A 24,448-nucleotide genomic window follows, 5' to 3' on the forward strand; every position below is an offset into this window, starting at 1 on the left:
TCAGCCGGCCTTGCGGCGCAGCGTTCGTGCCAGATCGCCCCATGGATCGGTGGTGTCCTTGGCCGCCGATTTAACGCTCGGGCCGAACAGCACCGTCGAAGCATCGAAAGGCTTCGGCCTGGCGATCCCATAGCCCTGGGCATAGTCGACACCGATCGTCTTCAGGGCGGCGATGATGCCGTCGCTTTCGACGAACTCGGCGATGGTGCGCTTGCCCATGACCTTGCCGATATGGTGGATCATTTCGACCATGGCGCGATCGATACGGTCGTCCAGCATGTCCTTGACGAAGCTGCCGTCGATCTTGAGGTAGTCCACCGGCAGGTGCTTGAGATAGGCAAAGGACGACATGCCCGAGCCGAAATCGTCGAGCGCGAAACGGCAGCCCAGCCCCCGCAGATCGGCAATGAAGCGCATGGCATTGCTGAGATTGGCAATGGCGCTGGTCTCGGTGATCTCCAGGCAGATCATGGCAGGCGAAATGCCATGGACAAGGAACTGTTCGCGCAGGAAGCCGAGAAAGGTTTCGTCGCCGAAAGTCGCGCCGGAAAGATTGATGGCGCATGTGGCGATCGGCGCGATTCGCGGATCGGCTTGCCGTGCGGCAAGGATGCGGAACGTGTTGCGCACCACCCAGCGGTCGATCGAAGGCATCAGGCCGTAACGCTCGGCCGCTGGAATGAAGCTCTGCGGGGTGACGAAGCTGCCGTCTTCGTCGGTCAGCCGCAACAGGATCTCGATATGTGCTCCCGCCTCGGCGACGTCGTCGTTGAGCGGCCAGATTTCCTGGGCATGAAGCCTGAAGCGATTTTGCTCCAGTGCAGCGTGGAGGCGTTGCACCCAGGCCATCTCGCCAAAACGCTCGCGCAAGGCCATGTCGCTGTCACTGTGGATCTGGACGCGGTTGCGGCCTTTTTCCTTGGCCATGTAGCAGGCGACATCGGCGGCACGCAGTGTTTCCTCGATCGTCGCTTGCGCGTTGGCGATCTGCACCATGCCGATGCTGACGCTGGTGTTGAATGGTCTGCCATCCCAGGCGAAATGCAGGTCCTGCACGGCCGCGCGCAGACGTTCGGCGGTGTCGGCGGCGGTTTCGCAGTCACTGTCCACGAGCAGCACGCCGAACTCGTCGCCGCCGAGCCGAGCCAGCACATCGCCCGGTCGCAATTCGGTGGTCAGCAGCGCGGAAATCTGGCGCAGCAACTGGTCGCCCGCGGCATGGCCACAGGTATCGTTGACCAGCTTGAACTGGTCGAGGTCGAGATACATCAAGGCGTGCTGCCGGGGCTGGTCCTGCAGTTCGACGATCGTCCTTTCCAGCCGGCTTTCGAAATCGCGCCGGTTGGCGAGCCCGGTCAATGCGTCATGCGACGCCTGCCATGAAAGCCGCTCGATATAATCCTCTTCACGCGTCATGTCGTGGAAGGCGAGCACGGCGCCGACGACCTCGCCGGAAATGAGCAGCGGTGCGCCGGTCAGCGCGACGGGAACAACAGAGCCGTCCGGCCGCTGCAGCAGTTGCGGACGGGCGCTGGAACGGCGCGGTTCGCCGGCCAGGAGACGCTCGACCAGCTGCGATTCTTCAACGCTGGTGTCCTTGTCGACGAGGCGAAACAGCGATGCGATCGGCTTGCCCCTGGCAGTGCCGACCGAGCAGGCCAGGAGTTTCTCGGCAACCGCATTCATGTAGTCCAGCCGCCCGTCACGGCCGGTGCTGATGACGGCCTGGCCGATCGAAGCCAGGGTGATCTGGGCGCGCTCGCGCTCGGCATTGAGAGCCAGCTGGAAGGCCTGGCGTTGCGCCAGGAGCTTGCGCGTGCGCCATACGGCAAGCAGGATCAGCAAGGCAGCGGTGACGAGATTGGCAAAGGTGAGCAGCATCCGGATAAAGCGCGATCCCTCGCCAAGACTGTCCGAAAAGGCCTTGGAAAGAGGGCTGATCTGACGATCCAGCTGATGGATATCCGTCTTCCAGGCGTTGATCTCAGCCGGTGATACCTGCCCCTTGGCCAACGTCGCGTGCATCGCGTCGCCGAGCCGCTGGATGGCGAGGATCATCGTGTCGGCGGCGGTCCAGTGGCGGATGGCCGTGTCGAGATAGATGAAGCTGCGAAAATTCTGGAACAGCCAGATCATTCCGGCAACGTCGTCCGGGTGGTTTCTGCCCTGCAGAAAGCCGGCACGCGCCGCTTCAGTGTCGGGCTCGGGCTGCTCAAGTGCCAGGCGGGCCGAGCGGTCGGCCAGCGGAACGGCGATCGCTGCACGATACTCGCTGAAGAACTCCTCCTTGCCGGTGTCTGCATAAAGGCTGAGGAAATAGATGGCGTGCTTTTGGCCTTTGGACCATTGGCTTTCGCCGCCGACATAGGCGCGAACCGCTGAAAGGGTGTAGAGGCTGAGGCTGGCGACGAGCGCCTGGATGAGGACGACGGCAATGAACGGCCAGACGAGCCCGAGAAGACGGGGGCTGGAGTCCATCGATGACGGCTTCTTCGAATTCACGGGCGTGCCATGATCCTGTCAGCTGTCTGTCCGGCTGTTTCATCCGCCGGTTGAGACTATGTTCGTCCCTCATGTCGCACGGTTGGCGACAACAAGCCGGTATCACGCGGGGACTTAACAGCGATTAAAGACCTGCACTATTTGTCGAGGAGATTCTTGCGGCCGGTCGTCGAATATTACCCAGCGTCACTTAACTGCTTCAAGTTGAATCAGATTGTATTAAGCCATTAGGCTACACCGACAGACTAGCCTGTTCCAGCAGCGAGGCGTCCTCGCCGAAGGCACGCGTGGCACGGGCCGCCGCCTCGAGCAGCGGACGTTTCATGCGCTGAAGGAAGGCGGCGTCGACGCGCGTGCTCGGGCCAGCCAGTGTCAACGCGCCGATGAGGACGCTTCCTGGCCCGAACACCGGCGCCGATATGCCCGCCGTTTCGGGATCGCGGTCGCCAACGGCAAGACAGTTGTACGTCCTGCGGATGGTGTCGTAGGGCTCGCCCGGCTGGTCGGAAAACGCTGCAAGCACGCGCCCACCCGAGCCGGCCAACAAGGGCAGCACATCGCCCTCGCGTATCGTGTAGCGGATCGGATGCTTGGATTCGACGCGGTAGAGACAAGTGCGCACGTCGCCCGAGCGGACGTAGAAGGCAACGCTCTCCCAGCTGCGCTCGGAGAGGTCGCGCATGATCGGCAACAGGATATCGACCGCCACGACGGAACGTTGATAAAGCGCACCGAGCCGGAAGGTAGCAGGCCCGACCCGGTAGCGCCCGTCGTCCAGCCGCTCGAGCAGTTGCCCACGCAGCAGCGAATTCGACAGCCGTAGGATCGTGCTCTTGTAAAGGCCGGTGCGCGCAGCGATTTCGGCCAGGCTAAGCGACCGATCGGCTGTGGTGAAGGCATCGAGGATGGCAATCGCCCGATCCAGCGCCGCGACACCGTCGGCGGACGCGCGCCGGCTTTCCGCTTCAGTCGATCTGCCTGGTAAGTCCATTGCAGTTCCCAATCCGGAGAAACCCGGGCGGGCCACTCTGTCGCGCTGCTAGACCGTTCTGTCCAGCAGAATGTCGTTCCCGTTGACAGAACTCGGTAACATCTGCTTGAACTCGATCACGGGTCTGTGAACACAGGCGCGTTTGGCAGGCACCGGAGGAGGTGTCGTGATCTGGAGGAATCCCATGCTGAACAGACGCAGATTTTTGATGAGCACTGGGGCGGCAGGCGCTGCCGGCCTTGCAGGACTTCATCTCACTTCCGCTTTCGCCGAAGGTGCACCGCAGATCCAGATTTTCGTACCGGCGGCACCGGGCGGCGGCTGGGACCAGACGGGGCGCACGATGGATCAGGTGCTGCGCGGCGAGAAGCTGATCTCCGGCTCGCAGATCACCAATGTCGCTGGCGCCGGCGGCACGGTCGGGCTGCCGCAGTTCATCAGCCAGTGGAACGGCAAGGGCAATTCGCTGATGGTTGCCGGCATGGTCATGGTGGGCGCCATCATCGCCAACAAGGCCGCCAACAATCTGACGCAGGTCACGCCGATCGCCCGCCTCACCGGCGAGTTCGAGGCCCTGGTAGTGCCGGCGGAATCGCCATTCAAGACCGCCGGTGACTTCGTAGCCGCACTCAAGGCCGATTCGACGAAGGTTCCGGTCGCCGGCGGCTCGGCCGGCGGCTCCGACCACATATTGTTCGGCCTGATCGCCAAGACGGTCGGCGTTCCGGCTCCCAGCCTTTCCTACGTGCCGTTCGCCGGCGGCGGCGAGGCCTTGTCGGCGCTGCTCGGCAACCAGGTCGCGGCCGGCATCTCCGGCTTTGGCGAGTTCTCCGAACAAGTCAAGGCGGGTGCGCTCAGGTTGCTTGCCATCTCGGCCGACAAGCGCCAGGACGGCATCGACGCACCGACGCTGAAGGAAGCCGGCATCGATGTCGAACTGTTCAACTGGCGCGGCGTCTTCGCGCCTCCCGGCGTGTCCGACGCCGACAAGGCGGCGATGATGACGTTGGTTGAAACCATGGCCAAGAGCGATGCCTGGGCGAGCGAGTGCAAGAACCGCCACTGGACGTCCATCCTGCTTACCGGCGACGATTATGCGAAATTCGTCACCGAGGACTCGGCGCGCATCGAAGCCATTCTTAGGGATCTCGGCCTCGCCTGATTTTCCCCAGGGGGACGGCGCGAGCCGTCCCTCATTTTTCAGTTCCAGCCGATCGCAGGGGAGTGCGGTCAGTCAAGGTACGTGAAGCCGGCAGCAGGATGCCGGCTGTCTTGGGAGGACATCCATGAGCACCATCAACCAGCCGGCGGCGCCATCGCGTCTTGCCGTGCCGGAATTGCTTGTTGGCATCGGCCTTCTGGCCTGTGCCGGCGCCGTGGCCTGGCAGACGCTGGCGATCCCGGTGTCGCCGCTCTATTCCAAGGTCGGCCCGACTGTCTTTCCCTATCTCACCATGGCCGGCCTGGTGGTGCTCTCCCTGCTGCTTATCCTCGCAGCACTTCGCGGCGGCTGGCAGCCGGAAGAGGAAAAGGAAACGCCGACCGACTGGAAGGCGATGGGCTTCGTCGTCATCGGCCTGGTCGCCAACCTGCTGCTCATCCGGACGCTCGGCTTCACGGCGTCGTCGGTCATCATGTTCGTTCTGGTCTGCTATGGCTTTGGCAGCAAGCGTACGCTGCGCGATGCGCTTACCGGTCTCATCCTGGCGCTGGCCGCGTATTTCGGCTTTGCCAGGGCGCTCGGCGTCAACATTGGTGCGGGCTTCATCGAGAACCAGCTGAACGCGGTGATCGATGCGATCATCGGCGCGTTGGGAGGCTGATGCCATGGACACGCTTGGCCATCTCGCACACGGATTTTCCGTCGCCTTCACGCCGATGAACCTGATGTGGTGTCTGCTCGGCACCACGCTCGGCACCGCCATCGGCGTTCTGCCCGGTCTCGGGCCGGCGCTGACCATCGCGCTGCTTTTGCCAATCACCTACCAGGTGGCGCCGGAAGCGTCCTTCATCCTGTTCGCCGGCATCTATTACGGCGCCATGTATGGCGGCTCGACGACATCGATCCTGCTCAACACGCCCGGTGAGAGCGCTACCATCGTTACCGCGCTGGAAGGCAACAAGATGGCGCGGTCCGGGCGTGGCGGGGCGGCGCTGGCGACCTCGGCGATCGGGTCCTTCGTCGCAGGCACGCTCGGCACGCTGGGCGTCGCCTTCCTGGCGCCGGTGGTGGTCAAGTTCGCGCTGGCCTTCGGCCCGGCCGAGTATTTCTCGCTGATGGTGCTCGCCTTCATCACCGTTTCGGCCGTGCTCGGCTCGTCCTCGGTGCGAGGACTGACCAGCCTGTTTGCGGGCTTCGTCATCGGCATGATCGGCGTCGACCTGCAGACAGGCCAGCCGCGCTTCACCTTCGGCACATCAGAACTGCTCGACGGCGTCGACGTCATCATCGCCGCTGTCGGCCTGTTCGCCGTCGGCGAGACGCTCTACATGGCCTCGCGCCGCTATGCTGGGAAGGACGAGATCGTGCCGCTGAAAGGCTCGCTCTACATGACCGCGGCCGAGTGGGGCCGCTCATGGAAGGCCTGGCTGCGCGGTGCCGCAATCGGCTTTCCGATCGGCGCCATGCCGGCCGGCGGCGCAGAAATCCCGACCTTCCTGTCCTATGCCATTGAGAAGAAATTATCGAAGCACAAGGAGGAGTTCGGCACGGTCGGCGCCATCGAGGGCGTTGCTGGTCCCGAGGCCGCCAACAATGCGTCCGCCGCCGGCGTGCTGGTGCCGATGCTGACGCTCGGCCTGCCGACCTCGGCGACGGCGGCGATCATGCTGTCGGCCTTCCAGAGCTACGGCATCAATCCCGGGCCGCTGCTTCTAACGACGCAGGCCGACCTGGTCTGGGGCCTGATCGCCAGCCTGTTCATCGCCAACGTCATCCTCGTCATCCTCAACCTGCCGCTGATCGGCCTGTGGGTGCGGCTGTTGAAGATCCCGGCACCACGGCTCTATGCCGGCATCCTGGTGTTCGCGACCGTCGGCACCTATGGCATCTCGCAATCGCCCATCGACCTCGTCATCCTCTATCTGCTCGGCGCGGCAGGCTTCCTGATGCGGCGTTTCGACTTCCCGACCGCGCCTGTCATCATCGGCATGATCCTGGGGCCGCTCGCCGAAACCCAGTTCCGCCGGGCAATGACGATCTCGAACGGCGATTGGTCGGTGTTTTATACACACAAGCTGTCGCTGACGCTGCTGACGCTCGCTTTCATCGGCCTCGCCGGGCCGCATATCTGGGCCTTCATCGAGCATCGCCGTCGGCGCGGCCCGGAGCATGTGCCGGGCGATGCCTGATCGAATTGAAAAGATATGACAGGCCTGCTTTCCGGTATCCGCGTCCTCGACCTGACCAATGTGCTCGCCGGGCCTTATTGTGCCTACCAGCTAGCGTTGCTTGGGGCCGACGTTATCAAGGTCGAAGGACCCCAAGGCGGCGATCTTGCACGGCAGCTTGGCGGCTCGCCAAAGCTCAACCAAGCCGGCATGGGCGCCTCGTTCCTGGCGCAGAATGCCGGCAAACGATCGGTGGTGCTCGATCTCAAGAAGGAAGCGGATCGCGAGCGGTTCCTCGACCTTGTCGCCAGCGCCGATGCGCTGGTGGAGAATTTCCGCCCGGGCGTCATGGATCGCCTTGGCCTTGGCCATGAAGCGCTGAAAGCGGTCCGCCCCGGCCTCGTCTATTGCGCGATCTCGGGTTTCGGCCAGACCGGGCCGATGCGCGGCAATCCCGCCTATGACCAGATCATCCAGGGGCTTTCCGGTATCATGAGCATCACCGGCACGCCGGAAACGGCGCCGCTGCGTGTTGGCTATCCCGTTGCCGACACGCTTGGCGGACTGGTCGGTGCGTTCGCGATTGCATCGGCGCTGGTCAGGCAGAAGACCTCAGGCGAGGGCGCCTTCCTCGACGTCTCGATGCTCGAATGCACGCTTTCGGCGCTTGGCTGGCCGGTGTCGAACTATTTGACGGCAGGGGTCGATCCCCGGCCAATGGGCAATGAGAACATGACCGCGGCACCTTCCGGCGCTTTCCGCACCGGCGACGGACTGCTCAACATCGCCGCCAACAAGCAGGAGCAGTTCGTGACGCTTTGCCGGCTGATCGGGCGAGCGGAGCTGGCGTCGGACGAGCGCTTTGCCGAGCGCGAGACACGCAAGCACAACCGCACGGCGCTTAAAGTCGAAATCGAGGACGCTCTGGCGGGTGCTCCGGCGGCGGCCTGGGAGGAAATCTTCAACCGTGCCGGCGTCCCCGCCGGCCGGGTGCTGACGATCCCGCAAGTGCTGGCCGAGCCGCAAGTGCTCGAACGCCAGGTAACCGCCAATTTTGACGATGTGGCCGGGATGGACACGCCGCTGACCGTGCTGCGCGGCGGCTTCATGGTCGATGGCGCGGCACCCTTGCCGACGAAACCTCCGCCGGCACTGGGCGAGCATATGGACGAGGTGTTCGCCTGCTTGCCGCGACGCGCCAAGGCCGGGGCACGGGCATGAGCGGCCCGGAGAAGAATTCAGGCCGTGAGCGCGGCGAGGAATGGTGGCAGACCGCCATCATCGAGATGAGCCCCGGCGTCATCAGGCTGCGCGGCTATGAGATCCAGGACCTGATCGGCCACGTCAGCTTCCCAGCTATGATCTGGCTGATGCTGCGTGGCGAATTGCCCAGCGAGGAACAGGCGGCACTTCTCGGCATTGCGCTTGGGGCGGCCGTCGATCACGGCCCGCAGGCGCCGTCGATCGCCATTGCCCGCATGGCGGCGACATGCGGCGTCGGCATCAACAGCGCCATGGCTTCGGCCATCAACGTGCTCGGCGACGTGCATGGAGGCGCCGGCGAACAGGCCCTGTCGTTCTATGGCGATATCGCCGTGTCGATGGATGGCGGGATGGCGCTGGATAAGGCCGTCTCGGCCCGGCTCGACAGGTTCTTCGCCGAGGATAAGGGCTATGTGCCGGGTCTGGGTCATCGCTTCCACCCGGTCGATCCGCGCGCGCCGCGCCTGCTGGAACTGACCCGGGATTTTGCTGCGCGTGGTGTCGTCAATGGACGCTTTGCCGACATCGCCGAGGCTGTCGAGGCTGATGTGGCGCGGCGCAAGGGCAAAAAAATCCCGCTCAACATCGATGGCGCCACTGCCGTCATCTATGGCGAACTCGGTTTTCCGCCGCCGCTGACACGCGGGCTTTTCGTGCTGTCGCGGTCGGTCGGCATCCTGGCGCATGCCTGGGAGCAGTCACAACAGAGCGAGCGCAACAAGGGGCCGCTGCCGCGGGAATGGCTGTGGGCCTATACCGGCACGCCGCTGCGGCCTTTTCCCGGCGATGGCGACAAGGGCGGGTGAGGACCTGCCTCAGGCGGGGTCGATCGGTGCTGGCCGGGGGATCGTCAAGGTCGCGACCAGCGTCGAGAGGTCCGGCTCGTCGATCAGCATCGCCGCGTCCGCCGGCGCCAGCCAGGCCCGCTGCCGCCGCTTGGCTTCCTGCCATTTGGCCAGTTCCTCGGTCACCTCAAGCAGATAGACGATGACGTCGACACGAATGAAGTTGTTGGCCAACCGTTTCCAGTAGGAATAAGTGCCCGCCGGGTTCTTCAACGTCTTGCCGAGCACGCCGGCTTCTTCCATCGCCTCGATGGTGGCTGCCTTGCGGCCGCTCTTGCCCTTCATCGGCCACCCCTTGGGGACGATGAAGCGCTGCGTCGTCCTAGATGTGACCAGCATCACCTCGATGTCCCCCAGCGCATTCCGCCGAAAGGGGATAGCCGCAACCTGGCGGATCCGCTCGCCTTTCTTGGCCTTGCGCACTGCCTTTTTCCTGGTGGCTGCCATCGATTGAATCCAGTCGCTCAAATGCCCCATAACGTGATCTGGCACCGTTGCAAGGCAAAACTGCCGCAACGACACCCAAAGGCGCCTACCATGTAAGTCGGCTAAATAAAAGAGTGCTCGCTTGTCAGCGGCAGGTGCTCACGGCGGTGCTGCCGATTATCTGTGTCTGGCAGCTTGGCTTGACCTGCGGCACGACCGGCGGCGGCTGCTGGACGATCACGCGGTCCTGGGCACGGTACTGCTGTTGCTGCTGCTGAAATTGCTGCCGCTGCACCCGGTTCTGCAAGGTCTGCAGGTCGTTCTGCTGAATCTGAACCCTGCCGTTGGTGGAGGGGATGGTAATCTGTGCGGAGGCGGGCGAACCCAGGCACGCCAGAGCCACCGTGGCCAGCACTGCCGATGCGAAAATCGTCGATACTGCAGCTGCTGGCATCTGCTTGTTCCCATGAAAATTACTTGCAACCGTTGATATAGGGCGTTTGTCCGGCGATGCCATGGCCAAGACGTTGTGTTGCTTGAAATCGACAGTTCCGTTGAATGAAGCGCCACTCCCGCCGCGAACCATTAGATAGTCGTCATATGACGACTATGAAACGACGGGACCCTTGGTCAGTGTCCCCGCGTAAGTTTCGGCTCCTTCTGAAATAAGTTAGTGCGCTCTAATTGAGTCAGCGCTGCATAAGTCGGGATGCCGATATGCTGGCCTCGATGCACTAAACTTATTGCGAATTGCCAGAATTTCATTGCGTGGGCTGACCGTGGCGGGGACGCCTAACTCAAGGAGGGATTGAGAGCGCCTGCCAAAAGGGGGAAAGTGCATGGCGTTGTTTTCAAAGCGCGTGGGTGTCGTTGTGGACGAGGCGCACCCGGACTCATTGACCGTATTTCGCGCAGGCGGCGTAGTTAAATCCAACATTGCCAAATTGTTCGGGCAAGCTTCTGGCTCAGGCGAAGCGTTGCCTCGCTTTTCACTCTGTTCGTCCCACGCCGCTCATTCGCGGGTTCTTTGCAACGTCATACCCGCTACACCGGTGTCATCGGCAGGGCGGGCAATCCGGCCGTGGGGCCTATCTCGGTTTCTGGCCTTCACCGCGTTGGCTGGTCTCGTTTCCCTCGTGCCAGTCTCGCTCCACGCGCAAGTTACAACCGTTACTGGTGCGGCGGGCGACGATGGCAGCAATATCGTTGCTGCTGGCACGAACGGAGATCCCGGCCATGCACCGTCGCCGGATCCTTTGATCGTCAACAACAATCTGGTGATCTCAAGCGGCGGTCCTGTTTTTGGCGGGATATCCACGGGCGGTGCCGGTGGCAAGGGAGGCAACGCCATCGGTGTCGGCATCTGCCCCTTCTGTACGCCGGTCGCTATTGGCGGTGACGGCAAGAATGGAGCGGCAGGCGGAACTGTTACCGCAGGCAATACGGGAAGCCTGACCGGTAGCGCAGCAGGCGGTCACGGGTTGGTTGCGGAATCGATCGGTGGCCGCGGTGGAGACGGAGGGTCGGTTACCGGTATCGGCAATGCGGCGGTCTCCAGCGGCGGCGATGCCGGCAGCGGCGGCAGCGGCGGGTCGGCGACGGCCAATGCCGGCGTGGGAAGCGTGATCAGCACCACCGGTCCGAGCGCCTTTGGTATTCTGGCCCGGTCGGAAGGCGGATTCGGCGGCGATGGTGGTGGTATCAGCGGTCTCAGCCCCTTGTCGGCTCAGGATGCCGGCGATGGCGGTGGCGGCGGATCAGGGAGCAGCGCTGAGGCGACAAACGATGGCGGCGTGACAACCATCGGGAATTTTTCAACTGGTATGTTGGTACGATCGGCCGGAGCGGCCGGCGGCAGCGGCGGCAGCGCCGGCGGCATTATTCCCGGTATTATTGCCAGCGGTGGCAATGGCGGCCCGGCCACGATCGGCGGGTCGGCGACCGGCACCAACAATGGCACCATCGGGACCAGCGGTGACCATGCCAGCGGCATGGTCGTTCAATCAGTCGGTGGCGGTGGCGGTGACGGCGGAGGCGCGTTCGGGCTGTTCGGCGGCGGCGGGGCGGGCAAGGACGGAAACAATGGCGGCACGGTCACAGGCACGAATACCGGGACCATCATCACCAACGGCGTCGGCTCTATCGGCATGCTTGTCGAATCAGTCGGTGGCGGTGGCGGTGACGGCGGCGGTGCGATCGGGTCGATCGCATTGGGTGGGTCCGGCGGCGGCGGCGGTAAGGGCGGCGACGTCTTCGGACATATTGGCGGCAGCATCAAGACGGGTGCTGATGGCAGCGGCGACGGGGCTCACGGTATCGTCATCCAGTCGGTCGGCGGCGGTGGCGGCAATGGCGGCTTCGCGATAGGCGTCGGCCCGGTCGCGGCTGTCGGCGTCGGCGGTTCCGGTGGAGCTGCCAGCAATGGTGGGAACGTCAATGTCCAGCTGGCAGCCGCCGGCCCCACGGTCGAAACAAGTGGAACTTCTGCTATCGGCATTCTGACGCAGTCGGTTGGCGGGGGCGGCGGCAATGGAGGCGGAGCCTATACCGTCAGCGGAGCCGTCTCGGTTTCGGTTGGCGGCAAGGGCGGCGCCGGGGGCGACGGCGGCAACGTCATCTACAATGTCGGCACATCGCATGTAACCACGCATGGCACCGATTCTATCGGCATACTGAGCCAGTCGGTCGGCGGCGGCGGTGGCAATGGTGGCTTTGCCTTGGCCATCTCGGCCGCTATCTCGGTCGGCGTTGGCGGCGAAGGCGGACCGGGCGGCAAGGGCGGTACGGTCGACATGACGACCGGCGGCAGTGTCGAAACCTTCCAGGATCGGTCCACCGGCATTGTCGCGCAGTCAATCGGCGGTGGTGGCGGCAATGGTGGCGGCAGCGTTACGGGCAGCCTCGGCGTCAGCGTCGGCATAGGCAGGAAGGGTGCTGGCGGTGGCATAGGCGATGCTGTCACCTTCAATGGAACCCAGTCCGATGTCACGACCCATGGCGCGGATTCGGCGGGCATCATCGTGCAGTCGGTCGGTGGCGGCGGCGGCAATGGCGGCTTTTCCGTCGCGGTGTCGGCAATCGTTTCGGTGGGCGTCGGCGGCAGCGGTGGTGCTGCTGGCGATGGCGGCGTCGTCGATGCACGCTCCAATGGCAGCGTGACCACGTCCAAGGACCGGTCCATCGGCATCGTCGTGCAATCGATCGGTGGCGGTGGTGGCAATGCCGGCGTGGTGGTCAGCGGCAGCGGTGGTGTGAACGTCGGCGTGGGCGGCAGCGGTGGCGGTGGCGGCAAGGGCCTTGCCGCCACCTTCTCCACGGACAATTCAATCGTGAAGACGGACGGCACCGATTCGATCGGTATCCTTGTCCAGTCGATCGGTGGCGGTGGCGGCAATGGCAGCTTCGTCGGGGGCATCGGCCTGGCAGCTTCCGTCGGTATCGGCGGCAGCGGCGGTACGGCGGGCGATGCCGGCGCGGTCAAGCTCACCGATAATGGCGGCTCCGTGACAACCACGCATGACCGATCTTCAGCGATGGTCGCGCAGTCGATCGGCGGCGGTGGCGGCAATGGCGGCGGTGTCGTAGGACTCGGCCTGGGCGTCAATATCGGGATCGGCGGCAAGGGCGCCGGCGGCGGCACCGCAGGCACGGTGGACGTTATCAACGCGGCTGCCTTGACCACCAGCGGATACAATTCGCACGGGCTGCTTGCGCAGTCGATCGGCGGCGGCGGCGGTTCGGGCGGGTTTAGCGTCACGGCGGGTGGCCCGTCCTTGTCGCTGGGCGGCTCCGGGGCAGCGGCCGGCAAAAGCATGAAAGTCTTCGTCAACAATTCCGGCAAGATCGTTACGGGTGGCGATCTGTCCAACGGCATCTTCGCGCAATCGGTCGGCGGTTCAGGTGGCGATGGCGGTTTTGCCCTGGCGGCCGGGCTTTTCGCGGCTGTCGGCATCGGCGGCGCGGGTGGCGCTGGCGGCGAAGGCGGCATCGTCGAGGTCATCAACAACAACAACATCACCACCACCGGATCGCTCTCGAACGGCATATTGGCGCAGTCGATCGGCGGCGGCGGCGGCAATGGCGGCAGTACGGGAGCCCTTGCCGCCGGCATCTTCGGCGCAGCCAGCGTGGCGATCGGTGGTGGTGGCGGTGACGCCAACCTCAGCAAGGAGGTTACCGTTACCCACAAAGGCGATATTCATGTCGGCGGCATCGGCTCAAAGGGCATTCTCGCGCAATCGGTCGGTGGCAGCGGCGGCAATGGCGGCTCTGCCTATTCCGGCGCCTTCAGCGGCGGCCTCTATGCTTCCGCCGCCGTAGGTGTATCTGTCGGCGGTACGGGTGGTAATGGTGGTCCCGGCGGCAAGGTCACCGTCAAAGCGGATGGCAACATCATCGCTGATACCGACGCGGTCGGCTCCGGTGGTATCGTTGCGCAATCGATCGGCGGCGGCGGCGGCAATGGCGGCCGCGCAGTCAGCATGGCCGGCGCGGTCGGTACCGACGCCAGTATCAGCCTCGGCGTGACGGTTGGCGGTTGGGGCGGCGACGGCGGCCTCAGCGATCTGGTGACGGTCGAAACCGGCATCAACGGCGGCGGCAGCATTGTTACCAAGGGCTATCAGGCCGTCGGCATTCTCGCCCAGTCGGTCGCCGGCAGCGGCGGCAATGGCGGTGATTCCTGGGCGGCAGCGGGCGGTTTCGGTGCCGATGTCAGCGTCAATGCGACGGTCAGTATCGGTGGTGGCGGCGGCAAGGGCAATATCGCCGGCAATGTCGATGTCACCAATGCCATGACAATCCAGACCGCGGGCGACATGAGCGCGGCGATCCTTGCGCAGTCAGTCGGTGGCGGTGGCGGCAATGGTGGATCCACCAACGGCGCGACAGCGGATCTCAGCGGCAGCGAGGTCAATGTCGCGGTCAATGTTGGTGTCGGCGGCGGCGGCGGCTCGGGCAATACGTCGGGCGCGGTCGATGTGATCAACAGCGGCAACCTGACAACGACGGGCGATTTCTCCTCGGGCATCGTGGCGCAATCCCTGGGCGGCGGCGGCGGCATGGGTGGGGCGAGCAATGCCAAGGCCTTCCACGTCGGCGGCACCAGCGACACCAGCGTCACCGTCAATGTCGGCATTGGCGGCAAAGGCGGTTCCGGTAACGACGCGGCGTGCTCAAAACTGGACGGTGGCGGCAACGTCATCTGCACTGGCGTGCATGTCGACAATTCAGGCGAGATACGCACCCAAGGCTTCAATTCGATCGGCATCCTGGCAATGTCGGTCGGCGGCGGCGGTGGCGGCGGAGGTGCGGCCTCGACCGACGAGGAGATCGTCGGCGGCGGCAGCGAAGGTGACACGTCCGTGGGCATTGGCGCGGCGATCGGTCTTGCCGCCGGCGGCGCCGGCAATGGCGGCACGGTTTCGGTGACCAACCACAGCCTGATCGTGACGGATGGCGCGGATTCATACGGCATCTCAGCCAATTCCATAGGCGGCGGCGGCGGCGTCGGTGGGTCGGCGACATCGGGGGTCATCGGCAAATATGCGATCGGTGGCGCGCTTGGCGGTGCCGGCGGCGGCGGCGGCAACGGTTTGCAAGTCGATGTCACCAATCTTGCATCAGGCGAGATCTGGACCAAGCAGGAGCGATCCATCGGCATTTTCGCGCAGTCGGTCGGCGGTGGCGGTGGCGCTGGCGGCGCTGGCCAGAGCACTGGCAAGACGGACGCCTCGGAAGTGAGTGTCAATCTGTCGCTTGGCGGATCAGGCGAGGTTGGCGGCAACGGCGGCAAAGTGAACGTCGAGAACGACGGCTATATCCATACCGAGAAGGCCTATTCGCATGGTATCCTGGCGCAGTCGATCGGCGGCAGCGGCGGTGTCGGCGGTGCTTCAGGCACCTCCGCCAAAGATGCAAACGTGGCCATAACATTCAGCCTCGGCGGTGCTGGCGGTGCCGGCGGCTTCAGCGATCTCGTTCATGTCACCAACTCCAAGTCGGGCACGATCCTGACAAAGGGCGACAATTCTTACGGCATCTTCGCCCAATCGATAGGCGGCGGCGGCGGCGCGGCGGGCGGTGGCTCGACAGAGACGGGCAGTGCCGAGACTTCGGTGACGTTGTCGATCGGCGGCTTGGGTGGTTCAGGCAGCCGCGGTGGCGACGTGCTTGTCGACAATCATGGCAAGATCACAACCCTGGGCTATCTCTCGCACGGCATCTTCGCGCAATCGGTAGGCGGCGGCGGCGGTGCATCGGGTGCGGCCGCCAATGCATCCAAGGCCGATATGACAATCGGCGGCGCGTTTTCTGCTCTGGCGGGCGATGCCGCAAATGGCGGCCATGTCACCGTTAACAATGACGGCGCCATCGAAACCATGAAAGACGGGGCAATCGGCATCTTCGCCCAATCCATCGGCGGCGGCGGCGGATACGGCGGCGTGGTGTCGGCCGACACGGCCGGAGAAGATTCGGTAGCACTGCAACTCGGCGGCCTTGGCGGCCGGGGCGGCAATGGCGGCAACGTTGACGTCACCGTTTCCGGCAGCATCATCACGCATGGCGAGCGCGCGCACGGTGTGGTCGCGCAATCGGTGGGTGGAGGCGGCGGCTACGGTGGCGATGCCAAGGGCAAGAGCTCGAATGCGCTGGCGATTGGCGGCACCGGCGGAAAAGGTGGCGACGGCGGCGACGTCACTGTCATCCGCACGGGCACCATCACGACGACCGGCAAGGACTCCATTGCAATCATCGCGCAATCGATCGGCGGCGGCGGCGGCTTCGGTGGCGCGGGCTTCGGCCGCTTTGGCGCCGATGACGATGGCGGCGGCCCGAACGCGATCGGCTTCAACACGCCTGGCGCCGCCAAGGGCAATGGCGGCGTGGTGACCATCATCCAGTCCGGCGCCATCGAAACCGACGGCGACCGCGCACACGGCATCGTGGCCCAGGCCGTCGGCGGCGGCGGTGGCGCGGGCGGCACGGATTCTCTGACCATGGGCAGTTCGGCAGCGGGCTCGCAAGGCGGCATCGGCGATGCGGCGGCCGCCTCCGCAAGCACCGACAGCCAGGTCTGGGTCAAGGGCGCAAGTTCGTATGCCATGTTCGGCCAGAGCGCCACCGGCAACGGCGATGCGCATGCCGTTACGCTGACGGCTGGTGGCAGCCTGTTCGCGCAGGGCGCGGATTCGGTGGCCGTCTATGGCGAAAGCACCGCCGAGCACGGGAAAGGCAACATCGAAATCAATCTCAATGGTGACTACACGATTGGCGGCGCCGGGACGGGCGTGGCGGCTATGCTCGTCGGCGGCGCCGACAACACGCTGACCAACCACAGTCTGCTCTACGCCATGGGGGCAACGCCGACATTCCAGGTCCAGGCATCGCAGTTCCAGGCGTTCCAGACCTTCCTGCTGGCGCCGGGTCCGGTTGTGCCGACCAATGCGATCCTGGAATCGCTGCTGGATGATTTCAGTCCATTCGCCATCACCGGCACGTCTGGTGACGACCATGTCGACAATTCGCCGCTGGGCGGCACGCTTGGCCGCGTCATCGGCAATATCGATCTCGGCGGTGGCAACAACAGCTTCCACAATTTCGCCGATGCCTCGATGGTCGGTCTGAAGACCATCGATCTCGGCGGCGGGCTGTTCACCAATGACGGACTCTACACCAACCAGGGCATTGGTGTGGTTGCGACGGTCAATGTCGGCGGCGGTTTCACTCAGGATCTTGGCGGCAAATTCGTCACCGATATCGACCTCAACAACCAGACCACCGATAATGTTGTCTTGACCGATACAGGCAAATTCGACGGCACCGCGCCTCTCAATTTCCTGTCCATCGACAAGCTGTTTACCGCCTATACACTGGCCAAGGGTTCTTCGATGACCGACGCCGGCATCGTGGCAACCATGCCCGTGGAGCATCCGGCGGCAGGCTTCAATTTCGTGTTCAAGGTCGAAAATGGCACCGATCTGGTGCTGACCACCGACAACCAGACTTTCCTCCAACTCGCGCAAGATCCGCAAGCCGGCGTCAACGATCCGGGCGTGTACCAGATGGCGCAGTATCTCGACGACGTCGAGGCGTCGTCGAGCCCCGACAATCCGATGGCGCGTCTGATCAATCTGTTGCGCTTCCTGCCGAGCGAGGCAGAGATTGGTGCCGCGTTGACCCGGCTGACGCCGCACTATGCCGTGCATACGTTCGACATGATCAACCGCGAAGCCGAAACCATGTTGGATACAGCGCGCGAGTGCACTGGTCCGGCCTCCAAGAATCAAGATGGGCGCTGCATCTGGGCAACGATAACCCCGCAGGGCGAATACAGCCGTGACGCGGGAGCGGGAACCACCAGCCGCGATGATACCGAAAAAACAATGTCGCTTGGCGGTATTGGCGAGATTGGCCAGAACTGGTCGCTGGGTGCCACCATCGGCCGCACCGAGTTCGATTCCAAGATTGGCTTTAATGGAGACCTGCTGTCGGAGACCACCGGTGAGGCCTGGCAGGCCTACGCGCTGGCCAAATACACCAACAAGAATTACTTCGTGGACTTTGCAGTCGGTGGCGGCACGGGCTCGTTCAAGGGCGAACGCGATACCCATATCGATCCGGCATTCTTCATTCCCGGCGAAACGTTGGTGGGCGATTATCTGGACGAGGAAATGCTGCCTGGCATCGGCAGCAGCGTCACCTACACGCAGAAGACCGCCATATTCGGCGGCTCGGCGCGGTTGGGCTTCACGCAGGAGATGGGTGCGTTCTATTTGCAGCCGACCGTGCAATTCGACGCGCGATGGTTGCGTGTCTCAGGCACGGAGGAGGGCTCGGTCGCGGCCTTCAATTTCGACGGCTCGGCCAATACCTACTATTCCGCAACGCCGGCATTGGAGATCGGCGCGGACATTCCGATCAGCGACCTCGCCAGTGTCCGCATCTACGGCAAGGCCGGGGCGGAGTTTTCCAACAAGGAGTGGGAAATCGAAGGCCGCTTCGCGGCAGCGGAGAATCTGCCCGGCAACCCCGCATTGCACTTGACGGAAGCCGTCGATTCGCCGCTCTATCGGGTCGGCGCTGGCATCGAGCTGAATGGCGTCAATGGCGTCGGCCTGTCGGTCAGATATAACGGCGCCTTCGGCGAAACGGTAAAACAGAACGCAGTCAGCGCGTCTCTCAAGGTCAGTTTCTAGCTGGCCCGGGACGGAGCCGGGCGGGAGGGGTCTTGATGAGGAAATACGCGTATTTTGCAGCGATGCTGGGTGTTGCCGCTGTTGTCGGTCTGCCGGCTGTCGCCGCGCAGACCAAGGGCGACAAGGTGGCGGCGACGCCGCCCGCGGCGGCGGATGCTCCGCAACTGCCCGGCGGTGCGTCTGCCCTGTCCGAAACCCACGGCGACTGGACCGTCAATTGCCAGATATCGGGCACGACCAAGATCTGCAGCCTGTCGCACCAGCAGTTCAACAAGCAAAACAACCAGCGCCTGCTGGCAATCGAGTTGTCGAGCAAGACCGGTGACGATGCGACCGGAACCCTTGCGCTGCCGTTCGGCCTAGCCTTGGCCAAGGGCGTCAACCTGACCATCGATGACCAGAAACTGGATGGCAGCCTGCCATTCAACACCTGCCAGGTCGTCGGCTGCCTAGTGCCGGTGGCTTTCGATGGCAATGTCACGCCACTGCTCAAGGCAGGCACCACGCTGAAGATCGACGCCTTCGCGGCGGATACGGGGCAAGCGGTGAGCTTTTCCATTCCGCTCAACGGCTTCAGCGGCGCTCTCGCCCGCACCGCCGAGCTCTTGGCCAACTGACGGCTTAGACCACTGTAAGCAACAAAGTGTTGACGGCAGACGCTTCCGCCAACACCTCACACGACAATCGCTTTCAACCGCTCGGCAATGAGGGCGGCGAGCCGCGCCGCCACCTCGTCCTTGGTCATCTCGGGCCATTCCTCGACGCCGGCCTTCGATACGATCCGCACCCGGTTGCGATCACCGCCCATCACCCCTGAAGGGCCGATACCGCTTTCGTGCGACACATCGTTGGCGACGATGAAATCGGCGCCTTTCTTCCTGAGCTTGGCCTCGGCGTTGCGCAGGAGATCCTGAGTCTCGGCGGCGAAGCCGACGACGAGGCCGGGCCGCTGGCTGTGATGGCCGACGCCGGCAAGGATGTCGGGATTTTCGACCATGTGCAGTGCCGGGGGTCCTTCGCCGGCCACCTTCTTGATCTTCTCATCCGCTGAATTCTCGCTGCGCCAGTCGGCGACGGCGGCAACGAACACCGCCGCGTCGGCGGGCAGAAGCTGTTCGACCACATCGCTCATCTCCTGCGCGCGCTCGACATGGATGGTCTTCACGCCGGCTGGATCGGCAATGCTGACAGGGCCGGAGACAAGGCGCACGTCGGCACCAAGTCTTGCCAACGCCGCCGCGATGGCGTGGCCCTGCTTGCCGGACGAGCGGTTGGCGATATAGCGCACCGGGTCGATCGGTTCGTGCGTCGGGCCGGACGTGACGATGATCTTGCGCCCCGCCAGCGGCTTCGGGGCGGCATCGAGCAGCGCCTCGATCGCGGCGACAATCTCCAGCGGTTCGGCCATGCGGCCTTCGCCGGCCTCATTGCTCTCGGCCATCTCGCCCCTGGCCGGGCCGACGAAGGCAATGCCGTCCTTGCCCAGTGTCGCGCGGTTGCGGCGGGTGGCCGGGTGTGCCCACATTCTGGGGTTCATCGCCGGCGCCATCAGCACCGGCTTGTCGGTAGCTAGGAGTACGGTCGAGGCGAGATCGTTGGCATGGCCGTTGGCAAGCTTGGCCATCAGATCGGCGGTGGCGGGCGCGACCACCAGAAGGTCTGCCTCGCGCGACAGCCTGATATGGCCGACGTCATGTTCGTCATCGCGGTCGAACAGTTCGGTAAAGACGTGGTCGGCCGAGAGCGCGCCGACAGACAGCGTGGTGACGAATTCCTGCGCTGCAGCGGTCATCACCACCCGCACAGCCGCGCCGCGCTCGCGCAGGCGGCGGATCAGGTCGAGCGCCTTGTAGGCGGCGATGCCACCGCCGATGATGAGCAGGATGCGCTTGCTGGAGAGGGTACCGCGCGGGAAGGTCTTGCCTGCCGGGGAGGCAGCCGGCGTCGCCGCACTGCGTGCACTGGCCAAATCGCGCAAAGTCTTTTCGATCTGGTCGATGCGGCCTGGTTCGATCTGACCGTCGACGGCGGCCCGGATCATCACCCGCGCTTGTTCTTCCATCGAGCGGTTGTTCTCCGCCGCCAGTCGGCGCAGCAGTTCCTTGACCTCGTCGTCAAGGTTGCGGATCGTGATGCTTGCCATGTGATTGCACTCTGCTCACCTATCTCGATGGCAATGATAGCAATGCAATCAAATCATCGCAAGTTGGGACAAGGCCGCGACGGGGCTAAAGCAACTTCCACGCGATATAGACCAGCGTCAGCGCGATCACCCACAGGGCCGCGCGGCCGGAGCGGCTGTAGCGGGCCTCGGCCTTGCCGATGGCGTGGGCGGTGGTTTCGTCGAAGCGCAGGCCGTGCTCGGCCATCAGGTCGATCTCGCGCGACAGCCGGTCGGTGCGCGCCGCAAGTTCGGGTATCTGGCGGGCGAGCGTCAGCAGCGCCTTGGCGCCGTCGCGGGCATCGATCATCATGCCGCGCGGGCCAAGGTTGCCTGATATCCAGCCGCCGACCACCGGCTCGGCCGTCTTCCACATGTTGAAGGCAGGGTCGAGCGTGCGCGCCACGCCTTCGACCACGACCATGGTCTTTTGCAGCAGGATGAGCTCCGGGCGCGTCGCCATGTCGAAGAGTTCGGTCACCTCGAACAGCAGCGTCAAAAGCTTGGCCATCGAAATGGTCTCGGCCGGCTGTCCGTGGATCGGCTCGCCAATGGCGCGGATCGCTTGCGCGAAGGCCGCGACATTGTGCTGGCGCGGCACATAGCCGGCCTCGAAATGCACCTCGGCGACGCGCAGATAATCGCGGGTGATGAAGCCGTAGAGGATCTCGGCGAGGAAGCGGCGTTCCTTCTTGCCGAGACGCCCAGCGATGCCGAGATCGACGGCGACGATGGTGCCGTTTGCCTCGACGAACAGATTGCCCGGATGCATGTCGGCGTGGAAGAAGCCGTCGCGCAGCGTATGGCGCAGGAAGGACTGGATCAGATTGGCGGCTATCGCCTTGAGATCATGGCCGGCCTCCTCCAGGCCGGCAATGTTGTTCATCTTGATGCCGTCGACCCACTCCATGGTCAGCACGTCGCGGCCGGTTCGCTCCCAGTCGACGGATGGCACGCGAAAGCCGGGGTCGTCCCTGGTGTTCTCACCGAGTTCGGAGAGTGCCGCCGCCTCAAGGCGCAGGTCCATCTCGATCTTGGTGGTCTGCGCCAGCGTCTCGGTGACCTCCACCGGCCGCAGCCGGCGTGAGGAGGGGATGTATTTCTCCTGCAGGCGAGCGGCGAGGAAATAGCTTTCGAGATCCTGGAAGAAGCGGCGTCGCACGCCCGGCCGGATCACTTTGACCGCGACCTTGGTGGCAACGCCGTCACGGACGGTGTCGGCGGCATGGACCTGGGCGATCGAGGCGGCGGCGACCGGGTCGCCGAACTCAGCATAGAGATCGCCGATCTTGCGCCCGAGCGAGGCTTCGATGGCAGCGACCGCCTCGGCCTTGGGGAAGGTGTGCATCTTGTCCTGCAGCATGGCGAGATCGAGCGCCATGTCGTTACCGACAACGTCTGGCCGCGTCGCCAGGAACTGGCCGAGCTTGACGTAGGATGGGCCAAGCCGGACCACGGCCTTGGCCAGCCGGTCGCTGCGCTCATAGGCGAGCGCGCGGCGGCGGGTGAACAGCCGCGCCAGCCGCCAGCCGAATTTCGGCAGGCCAGTCAGCTCCTCGCCCGGCAGAGCGGCGACGACGCCTTCGCGCACCAGCACCCAGCCGGCCCGTACGAGCCGAAATCCTGCGCTGACGGTGCTCATGGCCGGGCCCATCCTGCCGGTTCTTCGAGCCGGCACAAGCCATAGCCAGGATGGGAAATGCGGTGCAGCCTCAAAGCTTCCAGCCCGAATGCAGGGCCGCGATGCCGCCGGAATAGTTGCGGAAGGAGACGCGGTCGAAACCGGCGCGGGAAATCATCGCCGCGAAGTTCTGCTGGTTGGGGAATTTCGCGATCGATTCGACCAGATAGGAATAGGGTTCGCCATCGCCGGTCACCATCTTGCCGATTTTCGGGATGGCGTTGAACGACCAGGCTTCATAGACCTTGTCGAGCAGCGGCATCTCGACCTCTGAAAACTCCAGGCACAGGAACCGCCCGCCCGGCTTCAGCACGCGGAACGCTTCGCTGAGCGCGACATCGATGCGCGGCACGTTGCGAATGCCGAAAGCGATGGTGTAGGCGTCGAATGTGGCGTCAGGGAAGGGCAATTCCTCGGCATTGGCTTCGACGAAATCCGTATTGCCGGACAGGCCTTTTTTTTCCGCACGGTCACGGCCGACGGTAAGCATCGAGCCATTGATATCAAGCACGGTGGCATGGGCATGGCCGTGGCTGGCGTCGACAATGCGGAAGGCGATGTCGCCAGTGCCGCCGGCCACATCCAGGACCTTCCAGCCGGAGCGCTTCGGCGGATTGAGCCATGTCACCATGGCGTCCTTCCACAGCCTGTGCAAGCCAGCCGACATCAGATCGTTCATCAGGTCGTAGCGGTTGGCGACCTTGTGGAAAACATCGTTGACCAGGGACTGCTTCTCGCCTTCCCCTACACGCTTGAAACCATAAGAGGTTTCCATGCCGCCCGCGGCCGTGGTTCTCTCAACTGACATTTTTTTGATCCGTCATAAAACCGGCGGGACCATAGCCGATCGATGATGCGGGCGCTATTGTTTAAGGCGCGGTGTTCAGCCGCGCTTCCAGGTGGTGGGTTTTCAAGACCTGGACTGACCGACGGGATGTTTGAATGCCTTTGAAAGCGGAACTGCACTGCCATATTGAAGGGGCAGCGGCGCCAGAGCTCGTCATCAGCCAGGCGCAGAAATACGGCAAGGATACCTCGCCCTATATCCAGAATGGCTCGTTTGTCTGGCACGATTTCACCTCCTTCCTCGCGGCCTACGATTTTTCCGCCGACCTGTTCCGGACCGAGGAGGATTATGCCCGGCTGGCCGACCACTATCTGACCAGCTTGGCCCGCGATGGCGCCATCTATTCCGAAGTGTTCACCTCACCGGACCATGCCACGAGGGCGGGGCTGTCGCCCAAGGCCTATACCGACGCGCTTGGCGAAGGCATGGCCCGCGCCAAGGCCAAGACCGGCATAGAGGGCCGCATGATCGTCACCGGCGTGCGTCATGTCGGTGTCGAATCGATCGAACGGGCGGCGCGCTTCGCGGCGCGCTGCGGGCATCCGCTGGTCACCGGCTTCGGCGTTGCGGGCGATGAGCGCATGGGCGAGATGGAAGACTATGTTAGGGCGTTCGAGATCGCCCGTGAGGCCGGGCTCGGCATTACTATCCATGCTGGCGAACTGACGGGATGGGAGACTGTGCAGTCGGCCCTCGACCATATCAAGCCTTCGCGTATCGGGCACGGCGTGCGCGCCATCGAAAACCCGGACCTTGTGCGGCGCATTGCCGACGAAGGCATCGTGCTGGAATGCTGCCCCGGCTCCAACATCGCGCTCAAGGTGTTCGACAGTTTTGCCGACCATCCGTTTCCGGCGCTGCAGGCGGCCGGCTGCAAGGTGACGCTCAACTCCGACGATCCGCCCTATTTCTGGACCTCGCTGAAGCGCGAATACGACATCGCCGCGGAGCATTTCTCGATGAACGAAAAGGCGCTGGCCGCCGTCACCAAGACCGCAATCGAGGCCGCCTTCGTCGACCGGAAGACCAAGACCGCACTTCTTGCCCGGCTGAACGGCGCCTCTCGCTGATTTCTTCCGACAAAGCTGTGGTCGATGCCGGCCAGGCGGTTCCTTGGCCGATACATTGCCGCTAGGGTTCGCTCAAGCAGCTTGAAGCGCGACACATCCGAAAGGATTGATGCGCGCAGTTTCGAGCGACACGCA

At 64.0% G+C, this 24,448-nt stretch carries 15 protein-coding genes; 8 read left to right on the top strand and 7 right to left on the bottom strand.

Going from position 1 to position 24,448, the window contains the following annotated elements; genetic code table 11:
- Entirely contained in the window at positions 1–2,478 is a 2,478-nt protein-coding gene (locus ACZYHG_RS12215) for an EAL domain-containing protein (protein WP_464613998.1), read from the bottom strand.
- Positions 2,479–2,734: 256 nt separating this feature from the next.
- A complete protein-coding gene (locus tag ACZYHG_RS12220; RefSeq protein ID WP_464613999.1) occupies positions 2,735–3,493 on the bottom strand; it encodes an IclR family transcriptional regulator in 759 nt (252 codons plus the stop codon).
- A 184-nt stretch (positions 3,494–3,677) separates the two neighbouring features.
- Here ACZYHG_RS12220 and ACZYHG_RS12225 point away from each other — a divergent pair, with 184 nt between their 5' ends.
- The 5 genes from ACZYHG_RS12225 (at position 3,678) to ACZYHG_RS12245 (ending at position 8,892) form a co-directional block, all read left to right on the top strand.
- Positions 3,678–4,655, top strand: coding sequence for a Bug family tripartite tricarboxylate transporter substrate binding protein (locus ACZYHG_RS12225; RefSeq protein WP_464614000.1), 978 nt, complete (start codon positions 3,678–3,680; stop codon positions 4,653–4,655).
- Between the two features lie 124 nt (positions 4,656–4,779).
- Positions 4,780–5,316, top strand: coding sequence for a tripartite tricarboxylate transporter TctB family protein (locus tag ACZYHG_RS12230; protein ID WP_464614001.1), 537 nt, complete (start codon positions 4,780–4,782; stop codon positions 5,314–5,316).
- Positions 5,317–5,320: 4 nt separating this feature from the next.
- The gene (locus ACZYHG_RS12235; RefSeq protein ID WP_464614002.1) at positions 5,321–6,844 is read left to right on the top strand and encodes a tripartite tricarboxylate transporter permease; all 1,524 of its coding nucleotides are present in this window, start codon (positions 5,321–5,323) and stop codon (positions 6,842–6,844) included.
- A gap of 15 nt (positions 6,845–6,859) precedes the next feature.
- Complete coding sequence (locus ACZYHG_RS12240) at positions 6,860–8,044, top strand: CaiB/BaiF CoA transferase family protein (protein ID WP_464614003.1); 1,185 nt, start codon at positions 6,860–6,862, stop codon at positions 8,042–8,044.
- A complete protein-coding gene (locus tag ACZYHG_RS12245; protein WP_464614004.1) occupies positions 8,041–8,892 on the top strand; it encodes a citryl-CoA lyase in 852 nt (283 codons plus the stop codon). The genes ACZYHG_RS12240 and ACZYHG_RS12245 overlap by 4 nt, the downstream gene beginning before the upstream one ends.
- A 9-nt stretch (positions 8,893–8,901) precedes the next feature.
- Here ACZYHG_RS12245 and ACZYHG_RS12250 read toward each other — a convergent pair whose 3' ends face one another.
- The gene (locus ACZYHG_RS12250; protein WP_464614005.1) at positions 8,902–9,378 is read right to left on the bottom strand and encodes an NUDIX hydrolase; all 477 of its coding nucleotides are present in this window, start codon (positions 9,376–9,378) and stop codon (positions 8,902–8,904) included.
- A gap of 124 nt (positions 9,379–9,502) precedes the next feature.
- On the bottom strand, positions 9,503–9,811 hold the full coding sequence (locus tag ACZYHG_RS12255) for a hypothetical protein (RefSeq protein WP_464614006.1): 309 nt from the start codon (positions 9,809–9,811) through the stop codon (positions 9,503–9,505).
- A gap of 682 nt (positions 9,812–10,493) precedes the next feature.
- On the opposite strand from ACZYHG_RS12255, the gene ACZYHG_RS12260 reads away from it, so the two are divergent.
- Together ACZYHG_RS12260 and ACZYHG_RS12265 are read left to right on the top strand one after the other, a co-directional pair.
- Positions 10,494–18,554, top strand: a complete 8,061-nt coding sequence (locus ACZYHG_RS12260; RefSeq protein ID WP_464614007.1) for an autotransporter outer membrane beta-barrel domain-containing protein — start codon at positions 10,494–10,496, stop codon at positions 18,552–18,554.
- Between the two features lie 35 nt (positions 18,555–18,589).
- Complete coding sequence (locus ACZYHG_RS12265; protein WP_464614008.1) at positions 18,590–19,171, top strand: invasion associated locus B family protein; 582 nt, start codon at positions 18,590–18,592, stop codon at positions 19,169–19,171.
- A gap of 56 nt (positions 19,172–19,227) precedes the next feature.
- Here ACZYHG_RS12265 and coaBC read toward each other — a convergent pair whose 3' ends face one another.
- The 3 genes from coaBC to ubiE all read right to left on the bottom strand — a co-directional run bounded on the left by coaBC (position 19,228) and on the right by ubiE (position 23,204).
- Complete coding sequence (gene coaBC / locus ACZYHG_RS12270; protein ID WP_464614009.1) at positions 19,228–20,697, bottom strand: bifunctional phosphopantothenoylcysteine decarboxylase/phosphopantothenate--cysteine ligase CoaBC; 1,470 nt, start codon at positions 20,695–20,697, stop codon at positions 19,228–19,230.
- An 85-nt stretch (positions 20,698–20,782) separates the two neighbouring features.
- Positions 20,783–22,357, bottom strand: a complete 1,575-nt coding sequence (gene ubiB / locus ACZYHG_RS12275) for a 2-polyprenylphenol 6-hydroxylase (protein WP_464614010.1) — start codon at positions 22,355–22,357, stop codon at positions 20,783–20,785.
- Positions 22,358–22,427: 70 nt separating this feature from the next.
- Positions 22,428–23,204 carry a bifunctional demethylmenaquinone methyltransferase/2-methoxy-6-polyprenyl-1,4-benzoquinol methylase UbiE gene (ubiE, locus tag ACZYHG_RS12280; protein ID WP_464614011.1) on the bottom strand — a complete coding sequence of 259 codons (777 nt, stop codon included), beginning with the start codon at positions 23,202–23,204 and terminating at the stop codon, positions 22,428–22,430.
- A 134-nt stretch (positions 23,205–23,338) separates the two neighbouring features.
- Between ubiE and ACZYHG_RS12285 the strand changes: the two genes are divergently transcribed.
- Entirely contained in the window at positions 23,339–24,313 is a 975-nt protein-coding gene (locus ACZYHG_RS12285; RefSeq protein WP_464614012.1) for an adenosine deaminase, read from the top strand.
- Positions 24,314–24,448 lie beyond the last annotated feature (135 nt).

The sequence above is a fragment of the Mesorhizobium subarcticum genome (assembly GCF_055456085.1).